The organism is Rhodopila sp. (assembly GCF_965277825.1).
Classification (GTDB): Bacteria; Pseudomonadota; Alphaproteobacteria; order Acetobacterales; family Acetobacteraceae; genus Rhodopila.
Genome location: NZ_OZ255846.1, coordinates 4,030,622 through 4,045,398 on the forward strand (window position 1 = coordinate 4,030,622; position 14,777 = coordinate 4,045,398).

Consider the following 14,777-nt stretch of genomic DNA (forward strand, 5'->3'; position numbering starts at 1 on the left):
CACCGCATAATGTGGCGGCCTTTTGGGACAGGACACCAGAAGCACAGCACGATTACCCCGACTTCAGAACGTTCCGTTCAGCATTATGATGCCTCAGCGGGGCCGAGCCGGCCGCGCCAGCCAACGCTTGGCTGAAGGCGCCGCCCCATCCCGGCATCCGGCGGTTTAGCCCATCGTCCTTTGCAACAGGCTTGATGCCGGATCGCTGGCGACCAGCTACGCTGATTCATCTGCGTTCATGGGGTCCGAGGCGTAATGGAACGGAAAGGCCGGGTGTCTGATGACCAGTATGATCGGACCTGGATTTCTCGACCGCGACCGCGGGAACGACGTTTCTAGTGCCCTCGAACACTGTTCTTGAAAGTCTTGGGGGATGGCGATGAGCTCGTCGGCTGGAGCCGTTTGTTTCGTCGCATGATTGAGCCGCCGGATGGGCGAGCGGTGAGCGCTGGCCACGCCAGGAGCGACAGGGTGCGGCGGAGGCGCGGGCACGAGACCGTGGCCTGATGACAGCCGCCGGCGGTATGTCAGGCGGCGATGCGCGCCCTGCCCTGCCTGCTTCAAACGTCCGCAGGTATGGGTCGACGACGAACCGAGCCGGCGGTTGCGGCCGGCGCGGAGTTGGGCTGATTAGCGCGACACCGATGTGGCGCCGACGCTGCCTTTTTCCGGTAGCCAGGCGTCGGTCCAGCCGGACCAATCGGCCTTGGGGCCGGAGGCCTTGACCTCGGTGCGTCCCGGGCCGCTGCGCTGGACGATGGAGATGGCGGTGGCGGCGCGGACGATCTGGCAGTCGATCGGTCCGTCGACATGCTGGCCGTGTCGGCGCTCGCCCAGCTTGTCGAGGTCGGCCTCGGTGCGGCAGACCACGGCGCCGGGATCGAGTCGCGGCCAGGCCAGGGGCTGGGCGGCGATGTCGGGCAGGCGCGGCGCCGGTTTCTTTGGCATCAGGCCGCCGGCGTCGAAGGAAACGTTGCTGTCGCTGGGCTGGGCGCCGGCGGGCCGTGGGATCGCCAGGGTTGCGAGACAGGCGCCGATCAGCAGCATTGTCAATGTTGATTTCATGGATTCCGCCCGCTTCAACCGGGTGTTCTATGCGTCCGGCGGCTGGTTCGATCAAGTCGAGTTTTGCGGGCTGGGGGTGGCGCGCGATGTGACATCGGTGGTTACCCGGGGATGCAGTGGATTGGTGGCGAAGTCGTGGGTGACCGGGCTGAGCCCGGTCATGACCCCGGGGGGCGGGCTACGGCGGTCCGGGTCGCGACGCGGGGGGTGGGCTGGATTGGGGGCGAAGTCGTGGGTGACCGGGCCGAGCCCGGTGGTGACACCGGGGGGGGGCGCCACACGCGGTCCGGGTCGCGACGCGGGGGGTGGGCTGGATTGGGTCGCGACGCGGGGGGTGGGCTGGATTGGGTCGCGACGTGGGGGGGTTGGCTGCATTGGGCTGCGGCGCGGGGGCCGGTTTACAGCGGGTCGCGCGGGGATGGTTGAGCGGCGATCCGGACTGCGGCGGCGGGGTGGGTGGCGGGCAGGCGGGGGCCGCGGCCGAACAGTTTTTCCCGGAATGTGCCGGGGGCGTAGTCGTGTTTGAACAGGCCGCGGGATTGCAGTTCGGGCACCACCAGGTCGGCGACGTCGGCGAAGCTGGCTGGGGTCAGCGTGTAGGCCAGGTTGAAGCCGTCAACGTCGGTTTCCTCGACCCAGGCGCGAAGCTCCTCGGCGACTTCGGCGGCGGAGCCGATCAGCACCGGGCTGCGGCCGCCGATGGCGGCGTGGCGGGCGATCTCGCGCACCGTCCATTGGCGATCGGGGTCGGCGGTGGTGAACGCCTCCAGCGCCGAGGTCTGGGCGTTGGAGGGGGCGTGGAAGCGGACAACCTCATCGGGGGCGAGTTGGGAGAAATCGAGGCCGGTCCAGCCTGACATCAGGGCCAGCGCGCCGTCTTCGGAGACGTAGTTGAGGTAGTCCTGGTATTTGTCCTGGGCGGCTTTGGCGGTGGTGTCGGTGATGATGGTCAGCATGGTGAAGATGACCAGGTCGTAGGGGTCGCGGCCGGCGGCGGCGGCGCGACGGCGCAGGTCGGCGACGGTGTTGGCGATGACGGTCTTCGATGGGCCGTTGATGAACACGCACTCGGCGTGGCGGGCGGCGAAGTCGCGGCCGCGTTTGGAGGCGCCGGCCTGGAACAGCACCGGGGTGCGCTGCGGCGAGGGCTCGCACAAATGGATGGCGTCGACGCGGAAGTGCGGGCCCTCGTGCAGGATGCGGTGGATCTTGTCGGGGTCGGCGAAGCGGCGGCCGGTGCGGTCGCGCAGCACGGCGCCGTCTTCCCAGCTTGCCTCCCATAGTTTGTAGGTGGCTTGCATGTAATCCTCGGCCAGGTCGTAGCGGTCGTCGTGGGCGACCTGCTGGGGCATGCCCATGCCGCGGGCGGCGCTGTCGAGGTAGCCGGTGACGATGTTCCAGCCGACGCGGCCGTTGGTCAGGTGATCGAGCGTGCTCATGCGGCGGGCGAACGGGTAGGGCAGTTCGTAGGACAGCGCGCAGGTGATGCCGAAGCCGAGGTGTTGGGTGACCGTGGCCATCGCGGGGACGACCATCAGCGGGTCGTTGACCGGGACCTGGACGGCGTGTTGCAGCACGGTGCGGGCGGAGCCTTGGTAGACGTCGTAGACGCCGAGCACGTCGGCCAGGAACAGGGCGTCGAACTTGCCGCGTTCGAGGATACGGGCGAGGTCGGTCCAGTATTGCAGGGTGTTGTAGGTGTCGGCGCGGTCGTCGGGATGGGTCCACAGGCCGGGCGACTGGTGGCCGATGCAATTCATGTCGAAGGCGTTGAGGCGGATTTGGCGGGGCATTGGGCTCGACCTGTGGCAATGGTGAGGCAATGGGAAGCAGCGGAGGTAAAACCGCCATAACTGGGTGCGATCCTGAGAGGAGCTTTCCGCGACACCGCATGACTGCTAACTTGTGGTATGCTCGATCTTAAGGAAGTCAATCAAGTCGTCAAAATGGCGGCTGTCGCGGCACTGAAGAGAGAGGGCCTTAGGATCTACAATGTTCCCGCGACGGACTCTGACGGTCGCGAAGCTTTGCACGTAACGATCATCCTCCTTGGCGGCAAGCGGAAGGAAGTAAGCGGCGACAGCGCATTGGATGCCATCGTCCGAATCCAACGTGATCTTCGCCGATCGGGCGAGGAAAGATTTCCGATCATCGAATTCGCGACCGATGAGGAAATGGCGCCGGATGTCGATACTCAACCCTGATCATCTTTTCGATCAGGCCGATCAGTTGCTGGCTCCGCCGGTCGGCGCGCCGAGGCAGGTTGATGTCAGACGAGCGATCTCCAGCGCCTACTAAGGCGTGTTCCATTTTACGCTTGCATCCCCGGCGGACGAATTCGTCGGCGTGACGCAGCGTGGGAGCAGTCGCTATGCGCTGGTTTACCGGAGCATCGACCACCGCCGGCTGAAGGAGCTTTGCGCAGATCTGGCGAAACAGACTCCGCCCCAGAGGTATGGGCCGTATCTTCCAACGACGGGTCTTGGGGCGAACATCCAGGCGTTTGCCGCTGCAACGGTCGTACTTCAGGAAAAACGGCATCGTGCGGATTATAATCCAGAACCCCGATTCAGAATTTCTGATGCGAAATTGGTGATTGGAACCGCGCGAAGCGCCGGGTCGCTTCTCGAGAGCTGGTGAGGAGCGTCGGAAAGCATTTCTAACCCTGCTTCTTTGCCAACCTCGATAGCAAAGCGATTTACCGCGGCCCTCGTCGCGTGTCCGGTCATTCCCGCCGAGGGAATTGCATGGCGATGAGTTCGCTGCCGTCGGCGCCGGCGATCGCCGCGAACGGCGCGTCGTCGGGGAACACGAAGGCGCAGGACATCGGCGGGAGGGTTTCGCCGTCGCGGGTCAGGCTGCCCTCGGTGACGACCCAGTATTGGCCTTTGCCGTTGGCCGGGTCGGGGCCGCTTGCCGTGGCGCCCGGCGCGAGGCGATAGCGCCAGGCGGTCATGCCGTCGGGGTCGGGGCCGAGCAGGGTCTCGGTCGGGGCGGTGGCGGGGGGCAGTGGGCCGGCGACGGATTCACGGTGGCCGCGGCCGGGGATGGCGCGCAGGGCGACGCGGTTTTCCGGTATGGTCATGAAGCGGGCGCCGGGGTCGAAGCCGTTGCGCAGAGTGAAATACCACACGCCTTCGTCCTGACTGGCTCGGATTGGGCCGTAGGCGGTGTGGGCGCCGGTGAAGTGGACGGTGACGGGGCGGACGTCGTGCAGGCCGAGAGTGGCACGGCCGCCGACCACGAGCTGGAACTGGTCCTGCTGGTGGTAGTGCGCGCTGGCAGTGGTGCCGGGGTCCTGCTCGACCAGGAAGGCCATCGGGAACAGCGCGTCGGGCGCCGGGTCGGGGGTGTCCGGTGCCATGTTGTAGCGGGTGGTGCCGAGGTAGAGCGTGTGCCAGAAGCTGACGCCGTCGGCGGCGGAGCCTCGGCGGCGGTTGACACGGGCGGCATCGGCGGAGGCGATCAGCGGCATCGGGCGGGGTGCTCCTGTCGGCTGGGTGGGAGGCGTCGCGCGGGGGAGCGCGGTCGTTGCGGCGGAGTTTACGCGGTTTGGCTGGCGCGGCAAACGCGGGGGGTGGGGCGCCCCGGCGGGAGCGTCGGTTGCGCTGGGGACATGCTAACACAACGTTTTGCAACTACGCTGATTAGCGTTGGACGGAGCCTGCTTTACGCATCTTTTGTCAAAGGAATACGATGTCCTAGCCGTAGCTGTAAGCGGCCAGGACGACAGCTCGCTGCGCGCCGCGAAGTGGCTAGAGGCGGCGAGCAGGAATGCGAAAACGCTGCAAGATTGGTTACTCATGCTGGATTGGGACGATCTCCGATTTTTCTTGGCCGTTGCGCGGGATGGCAGTCTTTCTGCTGCCGCGAAGAACCTACAAGTCGCCCAATCCACTGTCGGACGGCGGCTTGCATCGCTGGAAGCCGGCTTGGGCGTGCGTTTGCTGAACCGCACCCCGGATGGATACATAATGACTCTGGCCGGCCAGGAAGTATGCCAGCGGGCTGAGCGTCTGGAAGCCGAAACTCTGTCGTTGCAACGCAGCGTCGGAGGCCAGGATACTCGAATGGCTGGACCGATCCGGCTCACCTGTAGCGAAACCATGGCAAGCCAGATCCTGGCGCCGTGCTTCGCGGCACTGCATAACCAGCACCCGGATATCTTGGTGGAACTGATCCCCGATCCGCGCATGGTCAGCCTTTCGATGCGGGAAGCGGATATTTCGGTGAGGTTGGCCCGGCCAGACCAGCACGATCTGGTCATCCGGCGCATCGGCCGCCTTGCCTTTGGACTTTATGCCAGCCCGATCTATTTGCGGCAGCACGGCGAGTTGGACTTTGGCGCAGGCTGCCCGGAGCACTATCTCATTACACAAGTCGGCGATATCGAGGATACCGCGCAGACCGGCTGGCTGGCGGAGGTGGCGACGCGGGCGCGCGTTACCCTGCAAACCAGCAGCCATGAAGCGGCGGTGATGGCGGCGGCTCACGGTGGCGGCTTGGCATGCCTGGCCCGGTTCCGCGCCGATCGGGAGCACAACTTGATCCGCCTGGCCACACCGACTGCCGCACCCAGCGCGGACGTCTGGCTGGTGGTGCATCGGGATAATCGGCGCACGCCGCGAATCAGGGTCGCGTTGACCCAAATCACGGACTGCCTGCAAAAGCTGGCCGACAGGTTGAATCCCGCGGACGCAGACCAAGACCGGACGGAGAAACAGGAGCCAATCGATGTGAACTATGGCTCCGGCAATAACCAGCATCCGTAATTGCATAGTCGCTCACCGCAGATCCCCCCTGCCAGTCAGGAACCGCACAGCCGAAGTTTGGTTTTGGCTACGGTAATGTAGTCCTGCGGCCCGGCTGGTCGACGGCGCGAAATTTACTTCAGGGTTCCTGTCATGGCCTCGGACGAAGAACTCAAGGGCGATGACGCGGCGATTCAACTTCAGACAGAAGATCTCAGCCTTTCGCGGCGCCTGGTGATCGGCGACACGACACGTGTCAACGTCGTGACGCGCGAACACGACCACCAGATCGACGCGGAATTGACCAACCAAACTATCGAGATCGATCGTATATCGATCGGGCGAGTGATCGATGCTGTGCCGCCGGTGCGCCACGAAGGCGACACCACGATCGTTTCTATAGTAGAAGAAATTCTCTTCGTCGAGCGCCGGTTGATGCTCAAGGAGGAGGTTCGGATCCGGCAGGTCCGCACGACGCAGCATCACAGCGAAACCGTTGTGCTGCGCGAGCAGGATGCCGAGATCACCCGCATCGGGGCCGGTGAACGGGAGGCAGCGGAAGATGGCTGCCGCCTCGGGATTGCTCCGCCACACTTGCATAGGAACAGCAAAGATGAATGAACAGAATATCGTTGCATTATTCGACACAACCGCCCACGCCGACGCTGCTGTGCGTGACCTTAAGGCGGCGAGCGTGCCGGACAGCGCGATCGGCCAGCACGCCAAAATGGGGTCCGGCACTGCCGCACCGACCGGCACCGCCGCACCTGCTCCGCACCAGGGATTTTGGGCGAGCATGTTTGGCGGTGGCGGATCGGAGCGCGAGCCGGACCATTACGCCTCGGTTTATGACCGCAGCATCGAGGGCGGTTCCACCGTCGTGACCGTCAGGGTAGCGGAGCACGATCTCGACCGGATCAGCGCCGTTCTGGAGAAGCACAATCCGATCGATCTCGACGAGCGGGCCGCACAATATGGCTCGGTCGAGACCACAACCACGCATGCGACCACGGCACCGTTGATGCAAGATGGGTCGGCCACGACCCCGGCAATGGACCCTAGGGGAACCGCGCCCGCCGGGAGAAGCACAACCGCCGCGACTGATGGCGGCAGCCTGAGTCTTTCCGAGGAAACCCTTTCGGTCGGCAAGCGCGCGGTCAGCGGGGGCGCCACCCGCATTCGGCGTTACGTTGTCGAGACGCCCGTGGAAGAGCAGGTTTCCTTGCATAGTGAGAAGGTAACGATGGAGCGTCGCCCGGTCACCGACGGCAGGCAGGTCGGGGCCGGTGATTTTACCGACAAGGCCATCGAGATGACCGAGACCAGCGAAGAGGCCGTCGTGTCCAAGACCGCGCGGGTCAAGGAGGAGATCAGCCTCCACAAGGAGGCGGCTGACCACATTCAGACCGTGAAGGATACCGTCCGCCACGAGGACGTCGAAGTCGAGCAAGTACCGGGCAACAACACCATCCAGACCCCCGGGAGCAGCTCGGAAACTCTACCTGCTCAACATCAGCCGAAGATCTGATACTAATAATCATCCGGGGTGCCCAAGGGCGCTCCGGACCTGCTTCAGGAGGAAGACTTGTCCACGAGCCCCTATAACCCCCAGATGTCTCGATCGACTCCACCCGAAATGACGACAGTCGACACGACGACCGCGCTCAGCGGCGGGTCTCATTTGCATCGGCGGATCTCCTGGGCCGCCATCTTCGGCGGCGTCATTCTTGTCGTGGCCATCCAACTGCTGCTCAGTCTGCTCGGCGCGGGTATTGGCCTCGGAACGGTCAATACCACGGCTGCCAGCACGCCGAACGCCGGCAACCTCGGCATGGGCGCTGGTATCTGGTGGGTCATCAGCAGTTGCATCGCCCTGTTTGCCGGCGGCTATATCGCGGCGTGGCTTGCCGGCGTAGAAATCCGTTTCGACGGCATGCTGCACGGCCTCGTCACATGGGGTATCGCGACGTTGTTGACCTTCTGGCTTCTGACCTCGGCGATCGGCGGAATCATTGGCGGCGGCTTCTCCGCCCTAGGCAGCGTCGCCGACGCGGCTGGAAGCGGAATCAGCCAGGCGGCCAAACCCATCGCGCAGGCAACCGGCGTATCGCCCGACATGATTCAGCAAGAGTCTCAATCTTATCTGCAGCCCGCCAATCCTGATCCGGCCAGCATGTCGCCACAGGATGCTCAGAAGCAGGTTGCGTCGAACCTCGTTACGTATGCGAAGGGCGGTGCTGATGCTCCGGCGGCCAAGGAGAAGGTTGTCGCCATCATGGCGGCGCAGATGAAGATCAGCCACGACGACGCAGCCAAGCAGTTTGATGCAAATCAGGCTAAGCTGAAGCAAGTCCGCGACCAGGCGATCCAAAGCGCGAAAACCGCGGCGGATGCCAGCGCAGCCGCTGCGTCCAATGCTTCGTTCGCCGGTTTCGGTGTGTTGCTGCTCGGCCTCATCGTGGCAGCGGTCGGCGGTTCACTCGCCGTGCAGCGGCGGATCACCGTCACTCACCGGACCATCAATGACGGGAGCATGACGAAAGCAACCGGCGCGTAAATCAGCAGGCCGGCGCAACCCCTGAGACAATGTCAGCTTGTTTGGTCAGGCTGACATTGTCTGCGGCGACTGACGCGATGCGACAACGAGCGCGCCTTCGCCAGTTAACGGGCGCTTTAATGTTCGGTGGCGCCGGCTCATATCAAGCTTCGCGTGGCTAGCCGAAGCACTGGCCTCGAACTCGCGGCGGATCGGCTTATCGGCCGATGGTCGCCGCGATCAAGGCGATCTTGTGCGATCGATTGCGCCGGGATAGTGCCTGAGGCTTACCTTGCTTCGCACCACCGCGCCCGGTTCCCGCCCATCCGCCGGCACGCAACTGACCGGAGACCACCCGTGGACCAGATCGCCCGCACCTTGGACCCGGCCAAGTTCCGCGACCCCTTGGCCACCGCCAGCGGCGAAGCCCGCGCCAGCGTTGCATTGCGGGCGCTGGAGACGTTGTGGTTCAACACCGGCACGCTGTGCAACCTGACCTGCCGCAACTGCTACATCGAATCATCGCCGCGCAACGACCGCCTTGTCTATCTGACCGCGAGCGAGGTCGAGGCCTACCTGGACGAAATCGCCCGTGACCGGCTGCCCACAAGGCTGATCGGGTTCACCGGCGGCGAGCCGTTCATGAACCCGGCCATCATCGCCATGCTGCAAGCGGTGCTGTCGCGTGGGCTGGACGCGCTGGTGCTGACCAACGCGATGAAGCCGTTGCGCAAGCTGCGCCCCGACCTGCTGAGCCTGCGCCAGCGTTATGGCGACCGGCTGACCATCCGGGTCTCGATCGACCATTATGACCCCGCCATGCATGAGCAGGAGCGTGGACGCCGAAGCTGGGCTCCGGCGCTGGACGGGCTGATCTGGCTGGCGCGCAACGGCTTCAGGATCGATGTCGCCGGGCGGCGCTTCACCGGCGAAACCGAAGCCTCGCTGCGGCAAGGCTTCGCCGCGCTGTTTGCCGCGCAGGACATCGCGATTGACGCGCACGACCCGGTGCGACTGATGCTGTTCCCGGAGATGGAACCGGATCGCGATGTGCCGGAGATCACCACCGGCTGCTGGTCCATCCTGCGCAAGGCGCCCGATGACGTGATGTGTTCGGCGGCCCGCATGGTGGTGAAGCGGCGCGGGGCCGCCTCCCCCGTCGTGCTGGCCTGCACGTTGCTGGCCTACGATCCGCGCTTCGAGATGGGAACCACCCTGGCCGAGGCCGCCGTGCCGGTCTCGCTCAACCATCCGTTCTGCGCCTCGTTCTGCGTGCTGGGCGGCGCGTCCTGCAGCCGCTGACCGAGCTGATCGCTGAACCGTTCGGCGCCGGCGGGATTGAGGTGGCCGAACTGATCGCCGAACCAACGGTCGGGCCAGTGCGGCATGATCTCGGAGGCGACGCGGAAATGTCTGTAACGGCGTTGGTATGCCGCGAGGTAGCTGGCGAAGCCGTCGCGCACCGCCGGGTGGACCTCGCGCCAGGTCGCGTCATTGACCGGCATGGCGATGAAGCGGGTCTCGATGCCGAACCGGTCGAGCGTCGCCAGCAGCGTGTCGAAGTAGTAATCGAGGATCGGCAGCGGCCGAAACCGGTCCATGTGGGCATCGACGGTGACGGTGCTGGAACCGGGATCGGTGCCGAAATAGTAGTGCCCGCGCGAGGCCAGGGTATCGGTTAGCATGCGCTGGTTGCGGGCCCAGCGGAACACCAGGCCGCCATGCGCCAGGCTGGAGAAATACAGCGGCGGAAATTTGACTTTGTACAGCCACGCTTGCACCGAAATGGGCACGCCATCGAGCGCATGCGAGGCGTAGACCGAGGCATCGCCGGTGCGACGCGATGCGTCCCGTAAGTCGGCGATATCGGGGTCGGTGACGAAGCCGAGGCGGACGCTGCGATCCCAGAATTGATCCGGGCGGCTGAAATGCCCCGGATCGAGCGAGATGATGACCAGCCGCGGTGGCCTCGGACAGGCCAGCGCCCGGTTCAGCACCGACAGCGCCTCGATCGCCTCGCCGCCGCCGACCGCGAAGTTGGTGACGCGCAGCGGCAGTCTTGTGGGAAGGATGCCGGCGGCGGCGCGCGAATCGCCGAGGACGATGGCCTCGCCCAGGTCGCAACGGTCCAGCATGCGCTGCTTGGCCTGCCAGGAGGCGTATTCGATGTCCATGTAGGCCATCGGCATCGCCGCCACCCAGGCCCAGACAAGGGCGAAACTCAGCCCGGCGGACAACCCGAAAAATCGCAGGTAGCGCACCGGGTCAGAACCGGAAATACAGGAATTCGCCGGTGCCGCCGGCGGCGAGCACCCCCAGCGTGGTCGCGCATCCCAGTATCATCGCCCATTGCGGCGAGCGCCGCCACGCGAGCCTCGGACGCCGGTCGCCGGTCATCCATTGCCGCGTGGTCGGGGCCAGCCAGACGATGGCATAGAGCGCCGCCAGCCAGGCGAGGTCGGTGGCCAGACGGATATCAAAGTGGATCGCGCCCAGTCCGTGCAGGCCGGCCATTGCGGCCAGCATGGATGCCGCGGCGCCGACCGTGGTGGCGCGGAACAGCACTGACCCGACCAGGACGCACAGATAGGTGAGTGCCATGCTCGCCAGGGTCGGCAAGGCCGAGCCGCGCTTGACCCGCCAGAGATGGTTGACCAGCAGGAAGGCGGTGTGCAACAGGCCAAACAGCAGGAACGGCATGGTCGCGCCGTGCCACAATGAGATCAGCACCATGGTCAGCAGGATCGGCCCGGCGATCATCGTGGAGAACCCGGCGCAACCGGCCTGCGCCGCCTGACCGATCGGCCGGTGGTGCCGCTTGCGCCAGCGCAGCACCGCCATGGTCAGCGGCGCATGCACGTTGGTCATCAGGAACCGGGTCAGCGACATGTGCCAGCGCTGCCAGTATTCGATCACCGAGGCGGCGCGATACGGCCGGTCGAAATTATCCGGAAAGCGCAGGCCGAACATCCACGCCAGCCCGATCGCCATGTCGGTATAGCCGGAGAAATCGAAGTAGAGCTGCAGCGAGTAGGCGGTCGCGGCCTGCCAGGCGGGAAACACCGTCAGGGCGGCGGGATCGGCGAAGCCTGGCCCGACCACGCTGGACAGCGGATCCGCCAGAACGGTCTTTTTCAGCAAACCGATGAGGAAGAAACCGCTGCCGATCGCCAGGTTATCGGCGGTCAGCCACCAGCCGTCGCGGCGGGCGAATTGCGGCAGCAGCTCTCCCGGATTGAGGATCGGACCAGCCAGCAGGGCCGGGAAGAAGGCCGCGAACAGGGCGTAATCGCGTGCTTTCGGCGGGTCGGTGTCGCCGCCGGCGTGATACAGCAGACAGCCGATCTGGCTGAAGGTGAAGAAGCTCAGCCCCAGCGCGGGCATCGGGTCCAGGTACTTGAACCAACCCAGGACCGCGAGGTTGAGCGCGACGCCGAGGGTGGCCCAGCTTCCGGGTCGGGCTGATCGGTGCATCGCGTGCAGCAAGACGAAATTGCCGCTGACCGACAGCACCAGCAGCGGCAGGAACGCTGGCGCGCCGAGGCCGTAGAACAGCAGCGAGGCGGCGATCAGCCAGGCTTTCGCTGCTGCCTCGCCGCGCCGGGCGGCCAGTGCGAAGCCGCACAGCACCAGGGGCAGGAAGGCGAACAGGAATGGCAGACTGCTGAAGGTCACCGCGGTCAGGCCGCGAAATGCGCCTGCTTGGCCGCGATCATGCGCAGCAGATCACCGACGGTGGTCAGGCGGTCGATCTCGACAAGCTCGAACTGGACATTGAACCGGCATTCCGCCTCGACCACGACGGCGACGAGGTCCATCGAGTCCCAGCCGGGCAGATCCTCGAAGCAAGTGGTGGCGGCGACTTCACAGCTATTGTCCCGCAACACCTCGCGTAGGATGGCGGTGATTTCGGGTAACGCTGCGGCCACGACCAGTTCCTCGGCGGGTGTGGCCGGGGTTTTAGCGGGGAAATGTTAGCGGAAGCTTAACGCAGGAGCGCCGAGGGCGCACCGGTCTATCGCTGTCTGCGAACGGACACTACGCGTGGCCGGCGGTATCGGACAGCAACAGCGGGTCGACGCGCAGCTTGGCGAAGGCGCGGCGCCATTTCGTGTCGTGCTGGGCGTCGAACAGCAGCGTTTCGTCCGGCTGGACGGACAGCCAGGCATTCTGCTGGATTTCCTGATCGAGCTGGCCGGGTCCCCAGCCGGCGTATCCGAGCGCCAGCAGGCACTCGCGCGGGCCGCCGCCTTCGGCGATGACCTTCAGCACGTCAAGGCTGGCGGTCAGTGCCATGCTGTTGTCGACCTTCAGGCTGCCTTCCCCGGTCCAATCGCTGGTGTGCAGGACGAAGCCGCGGGCGTTTTCGACCGGGCCGCCGGCGCACAGCCTGATTTGGCGGACCGGGGGCAGTGGTTCGACGCTGAGTTGCTTCAGCAGGTCGTCGAAGGTCGGTTTGACCACTGGGCGGTTCAACACCAGCCCCATGGCGCCTTCCGGGGTATGCGCGCAGACGTAGATCACGCTTTGCTGAAACCGTGGATCCGCCATCGTCGGCATGGCGATCAGCAACTGGCCGGTGAGGAATCCCTCGGGCAACGGCGCATCGGTGGCGGCACGCCTGAAGGATTCCGGCTTCGGGGCATCCGTCCTGGAGGCAACGGGATCGGCAGCAGCGGTTTTGGAACGGGTCGTCGCCATGCGCCGAATTTGGCCTCAACCCCAGTCCGGTGCAAGAGTCCTGTGCAGGCTGCTCCTGCAGGTTTGTCCGCGGTGGCTTGGGTTGCTAGCCTCGTTGTTCAAACACCGGGGGAGCAGTGCCATGCCGAATGCGGCCGAATCGCCACTGGCGACCTACCTCGCGCATCTGAAGCGCGGCCAATTGGGCTATCAATTCAGTCCGTCGGCGGGCCAGGCGGTGTTCTATCCGCGCGTCATTGCCCCGAAAACCGGTGCGGCCGACCTGGAATGGCGGGTCAGCAAGGGCGTTGGCACGGTTCACGCGACCACGGTCGTCCATCCGCCACAGGGTGCCGACTATAATGTGTGCCTGGTGGATGTGGATGAGGGCTTCCGCATGATGAGCAGGGTGGAGGACATCGAACCGTCGGCGGTGACCATCGGCATGCGGGTGGCGTTCCGCGTCCACACCCCTGCCGGCGATGAAGATCCTTACCCGGTGTTCACGCCGGTGGGGGGCGTCTGATGGCCCCCGCATGCGTGACTCGCGGCGGCGTCGCCATCGTCGGGGCCGCCGAATCCGATCTGGGCGCGGTTGCCGCGCTGATGAGCCCGATCGATCTGATGGCGCAGGGCATCCACAGGGCGCTGGATGACGCCGGACTGACGCTGGCGGCGGTGGACGGGTTGTTCTGCGCGACGACCCAGGCGCGCACCTCGGCGATGTCGCTGGCGGAATACTTGGGTCTGCCGGATGCCTATACCGACAGCACGATCGTCGGCGGATCGTCGTTCGAGGTCCATGTCGCGCATGCCCATGCCGCGCTGGAGGCGGGATTGTGCTCGGTTGCCGTCGTCGCCTATGGCAGCACGCAGCGCACCGTGGGCCGGCGTGCCGCCAGCGCGCGCGAGTTCAATCCGTACGAGACCCCGTACAAGCCGTTCCTGCCGGCCTCCGCCTACGCCATGGTGGCCAGCCGGCACATGCATGAGTATGGCACCACGCGCGAGCAGATGGCGGCGGTCGCGGTGGCCGCCAGGGAATGGGCGCTGCTGAACCCGGCGGCATGGGAGAAAAAGCCGCTGAGCATTGCCGACGTGCTGAATGCTCGGCCGATCAGCGATCCATTCACCGTGCGGGACATCTGCCTGGTTACCGACGGCGGCGGGGCGATCGTCCTGGTGCGGGCTGACCAAGGGCGCGGCGGCAAACGGCCGCCGGTCTATGTGCTGGGCAGCGGGCAGTCGATCACCCACGCCTCGATCAGCTCGATGCCGGTGCTGACCCATAGCGGGGCGATCGAATCCGGGGCGCGGGCTTACCGGGCGGCTGGGGTCAAGGCGTCCGATATCAACGTCGTGGCGCTGTATGACGCGTTCACCATCAATACCATCCTGTTCCTGGAGGATCTGGGCTTCTGCGCGAAGGGCGAAGGTGGCGGCTTCGTCGCGGGCGGCCGCATCGCGCCCGGCGGGTCGCTGGCGGTCAACACCAATGGGGGTGGGTTGTCGTATTGCCATCCCGGCATGTATGGGCTGTTCCTGCTGATCGAGGCGGTGCGGCAACTGCGCGGCGAATGTGGGCGTCGGCAGGTCGCGGCGGCTGAACTTGCGCTGGTGCATGGCAATGGTGGCGTGTTGTCGGCACAGGCGACGACGATACTGGGCGGTTCGGCGACGGTTTGAGTGGTCACGCCTGACGCCGGACAAGCAATAACCGCGATACTTGCGGAAAAATTGGGAGG

Annotated in this window: 16 protein-coding genes; 8 read left to right on the forward strand and 8 right to left on the reverse strand. The window is 65.4% G+C overall.

What is annotated here, in order from left to right; genetic code table 11:
* Window positions 1-630: 630 nt before the first annotated feature.
* The 3 genes from ACQY4T_RS19675 to ACQY4T_RS19685 all read right to left on the reverse strand — a co-directional run bounded on the left by ACQY4T_RS19675 (window position 631) and on the right by ACQY4T_RS19685 (window position 2,858).
* Window positions 631-1,065: a hypothetical protein gene (locus ACQY4T_RS19675; RefSeq protein ID WP_428534165.1), complete on the reverse strand. Its 435-nt coding sequence runs from the start codon at window positions 1,063-1,065 to the stop codon at window positions 631-633.
* A gap of 51 nt (window positions 1,066-1,116) precedes the next feature.
* Window positions 1,117-1,344 (reverse strand): hypothetical protein, encoded by a 228-nt coding sequence (locus tag ACQY4T_RS19680; RefSeq protein WP_428534167.1) that lies wholly within the window; start codon window positions 1,342-1,344, stop codon window positions 1,117-1,119.
* Between the two features lie 119 nt (window positions 1,345-1,463).
* Window positions 1,464-2,858, reverse strand: coding sequence for an LLM class flavin-dependent oxidoreductase (locus ACQY4T_RS19685; RefSeq protein WP_428534169.1), 1,395 nt, complete (start codon window positions 2,856-2,858; stop codon window positions 1,464-1,466).
* 117 nt (window positions 2,859-2,975) lie between these two features.
* On the opposite strand from ACQY4T_RS19685, the gene ACQY4T_RS19690 reads away from it, so the two are divergent.
* A complete protein-coding gene (locus tag ACQY4T_RS19690) occupies window positions 2,976-3,269 on the forward strand; it encodes a hypothetical protein (protein WP_428534171.1) in 294 nt (97 codons plus the stop codon).
* Window positions 3,270-3,790: 521 nt separating this feature from the next.
* Here the strand turns inward: ACQY4T_RS19690 and ACQY4T_RS19695 are convergent.
* Complete coding sequence (locus ACQY4T_RS19695; RefSeq protein WP_428534173.1) at window positions 3,791-4,540, reverse strand: hypothetical protein; 750 nt, start codon at window positions 4,538-4,540, stop codon at window positions 3,791-3,793.
* 178 nt (window positions 4,541-4,718) lie between these two features.
* Here ACQY4T_RS19695 and ACQY4T_RS19700 point away from each other — a divergent pair, with 178 nt between their 5' ends.
* From ACQY4T_RS19700 to ACQY4T_RS19720, 5 genes are all read left to right on the forward strand, one after another.
* Complete coding sequence (locus tag ACQY4T_RS19700) at window positions 4,719-5,837, forward strand: LysR family transcriptional regulator (RefSeq protein ID WP_428534175.1); 1,119 nt, start codon at window positions 4,719-4,721, stop codon at window positions 5,835-5,837.
* Between the two features lie 132 nt (window positions 5,838-5,969).
* Window positions 5,970-6,437, forward strand: coding sequence for a DUF2382 domain-containing protein (locus ACQY4T_RS19705; protein ID WP_428534177.1), 468 nt, complete (start codon window positions 5,970-5,972; stop codon window positions 6,435-6,437).
* Window positions 6,430-7,344: a YsnF/AvaK domain-containing protein gene (locus ACQY4T_RS19710; protein ID WP_428534179.1), complete on the forward strand. Its 915-nt coding sequence runs from the start codon at window positions 6,430-6,432 to the stop codon at window positions 7,342-7,344. The genes ACQY4T_RS19705 and ACQY4T_RS19710 overlap by 8 nt, the downstream gene beginning before the upstream one ends.
* 108 nt (window positions 7,345-7,452) lie before the next feature.
* Entirely contained in the window at window positions 7,453-8,373 is a 921-nt protein-coding gene (locus ACQY4T_RS19715; protein ID WP_428534181.1) for a hypothetical protein, read from the forward strand.
* Window positions 8,374-8,709: 336 nt separating this feature from the next.
* The gene (locus ACQY4T_RS19720; protein ID WP_428534183.1) at window positions 8,710-9,654 is read left to right on the forward strand and encodes a radical SAM protein; all 945 of its coding nucleotides are present in this window, start codon (window positions 8,710-8,712) and stop codon (window positions 9,652-9,654) included.
* On the opposite strand, the gene ACQY4T_RS19725 is transcribed toward ACQY4T_RS19720, so the two are convergent.
* The 4 genes from ACQY4T_RS19725 to ACQY4T_RS19740 form a co-directional block, all read right to left on the reverse strand.
* Window positions 9,537-10,613 carry a hypothetical protein gene (locus ACQY4T_RS19725; RefSeq protein ID WP_428534185.1) on the reverse strand — a complete coding sequence of 359 codons (1,077 nt, stop codon included), beginning with the start codon at window positions 10,611-10,613 and terminating at the stop codon, window positions 9,537-9,539. The genes ACQY4T_RS19720 and ACQY4T_RS19725 overlap by 118 nt on opposite strands.
* A gap of 4 nt (window positions 10,614-10,617) precedes the next feature.
* Window positions 10,618-12,027: an MBOAT family O-acyltransferase gene (locus ACQY4T_RS19730; protein WP_428534187.1), complete on the reverse strand. Its 1,410-nt coding sequence runs from the start codon at window positions 12,025-12,027 to the stop codon at window positions 10,618-10,620.
* 5 nt (window positions 12,028-12,032) lie between these two features.
* Complete coding sequence (locus tag ACQY4T_RS19735) at window positions 12,033-12,281, reverse strand: acyl carrier protein (RefSeq protein ID WP_428534189.1); 249 nt, start codon at window positions 12,279-12,281, stop codon at window positions 12,033-12,035.
* Between the two features lie 109 nt (window positions 12,282-12,390).
* Complete coding sequence (locus tag ACQY4T_RS19740) at window positions 12,391-12,951, reverse strand: YqgE/AlgH family protein (protein ID WP_428534191.1); 561 nt, start codon at window positions 12,949-12,951, stop codon at window positions 12,391-12,393.
* Between the two features lie 223 nt (window positions 12,952-13,174).
* On the opposite strand from ACQY4T_RS19740, the gene ACQY4T_RS19745 reads away from it, so the two are divergent.
* On the forward strand, window positions 13,175-13,558 hold the full coding sequence (locus ACQY4T_RS19745; RefSeq protein ID WP_428534193.1) for a Zn-ribbon domain-containing OB-fold protein: 384 nt from the start codon (window positions 13,175-13,177) through the stop codon (window positions 13,556-13,558).
* On the forward strand, window positions 13,558-14,718 hold the full coding sequence (locus tag ACQY4T_RS19750; RefSeq protein ID WP_428534195.1) for an acetyl-CoA acetyltransferase: 1,161 nt from the start codon (window positions 13,558-13,560) through the stop codon (window positions 14,716-14,718). The genes ACQY4T_RS19745 and ACQY4T_RS19750 overlap by 1 nt, the downstream gene beginning before the upstream one ends.
* Window positions 14,719-14,777: the final 59 nt, after the last annotated feature.

What these genes read in the sequence shown, in the direction of transcription:
- ACQY4T_RS19675 (WP_428534165.1), bottom strand. Translation starts at nt 1,065, where the DNA reads ATGAAATCAACATTGACAATGCTGCTGATCGGCGCCTGTCTCGCAACC.
- ACQY4T_RS19685 (WP_428534169.1), bottom strand. Translation starts at nt 2,858, where the DNA reads ATGCCCCGCCAAATCCGCCTCAACGCCTTCGACATGAATTGCATCGGC.
- ACQY4T_RS19690 (WP_428534171.1), top strand. Translation starts at nt 2,976, where the DNA reads ATGCTCGATCTTAAGGAAGTCAATCAAGTCGTCAAAATGGCGGCTGTC.
- ACQY4T_RS19695 (WP_428534173.1), bottom strand. Translation starts at nt 4,540, where the DNA reads ATGCCGCTGATCGCCTCCGCCGATGCCGCCCGTGTCAACCGCCGCCGA.
- ACQY4T_RS19705 (WP_428534177.1), top strand. Translation starts at nt 5,970, where the DNA reads ATGGCCTCGGACGAAGAACTCAAGGGCGATGACGCGGCGATTCAACTT.
- ACQY4T_RS19710 (WP_428534179.1), top strand. Translation starts at nt 6,430, where the DNA reads ATGAATGAACAGAATATCGTTGCATTATTCGACACAACCGCCCACGCC.
- ACQY4T_RS19715 (WP_428534181.1), top strand. Translation starts at nt 7,453, where the DNA reads ATGACGACAGTCGACACGACGACCGCGCTCAGCGGCGGGTCTCATTTG.
- ACQY4T_RS19745 (WP_428534193.1), top strand. Translation starts at nt 13,175, where the DNA reads ATGCCGAATGCGGCCGAATCGCCACTGGCGACCTACCTCGCGCATCTG.
- ACQY4T_RS19750 (WP_428534195.1), top strand. Translation starts at nt 13,558, where the DNA reads ATGGCCCCCGCATGCGTGACTCGCGGCGGCGTCGCCATCGTCGGGGCC.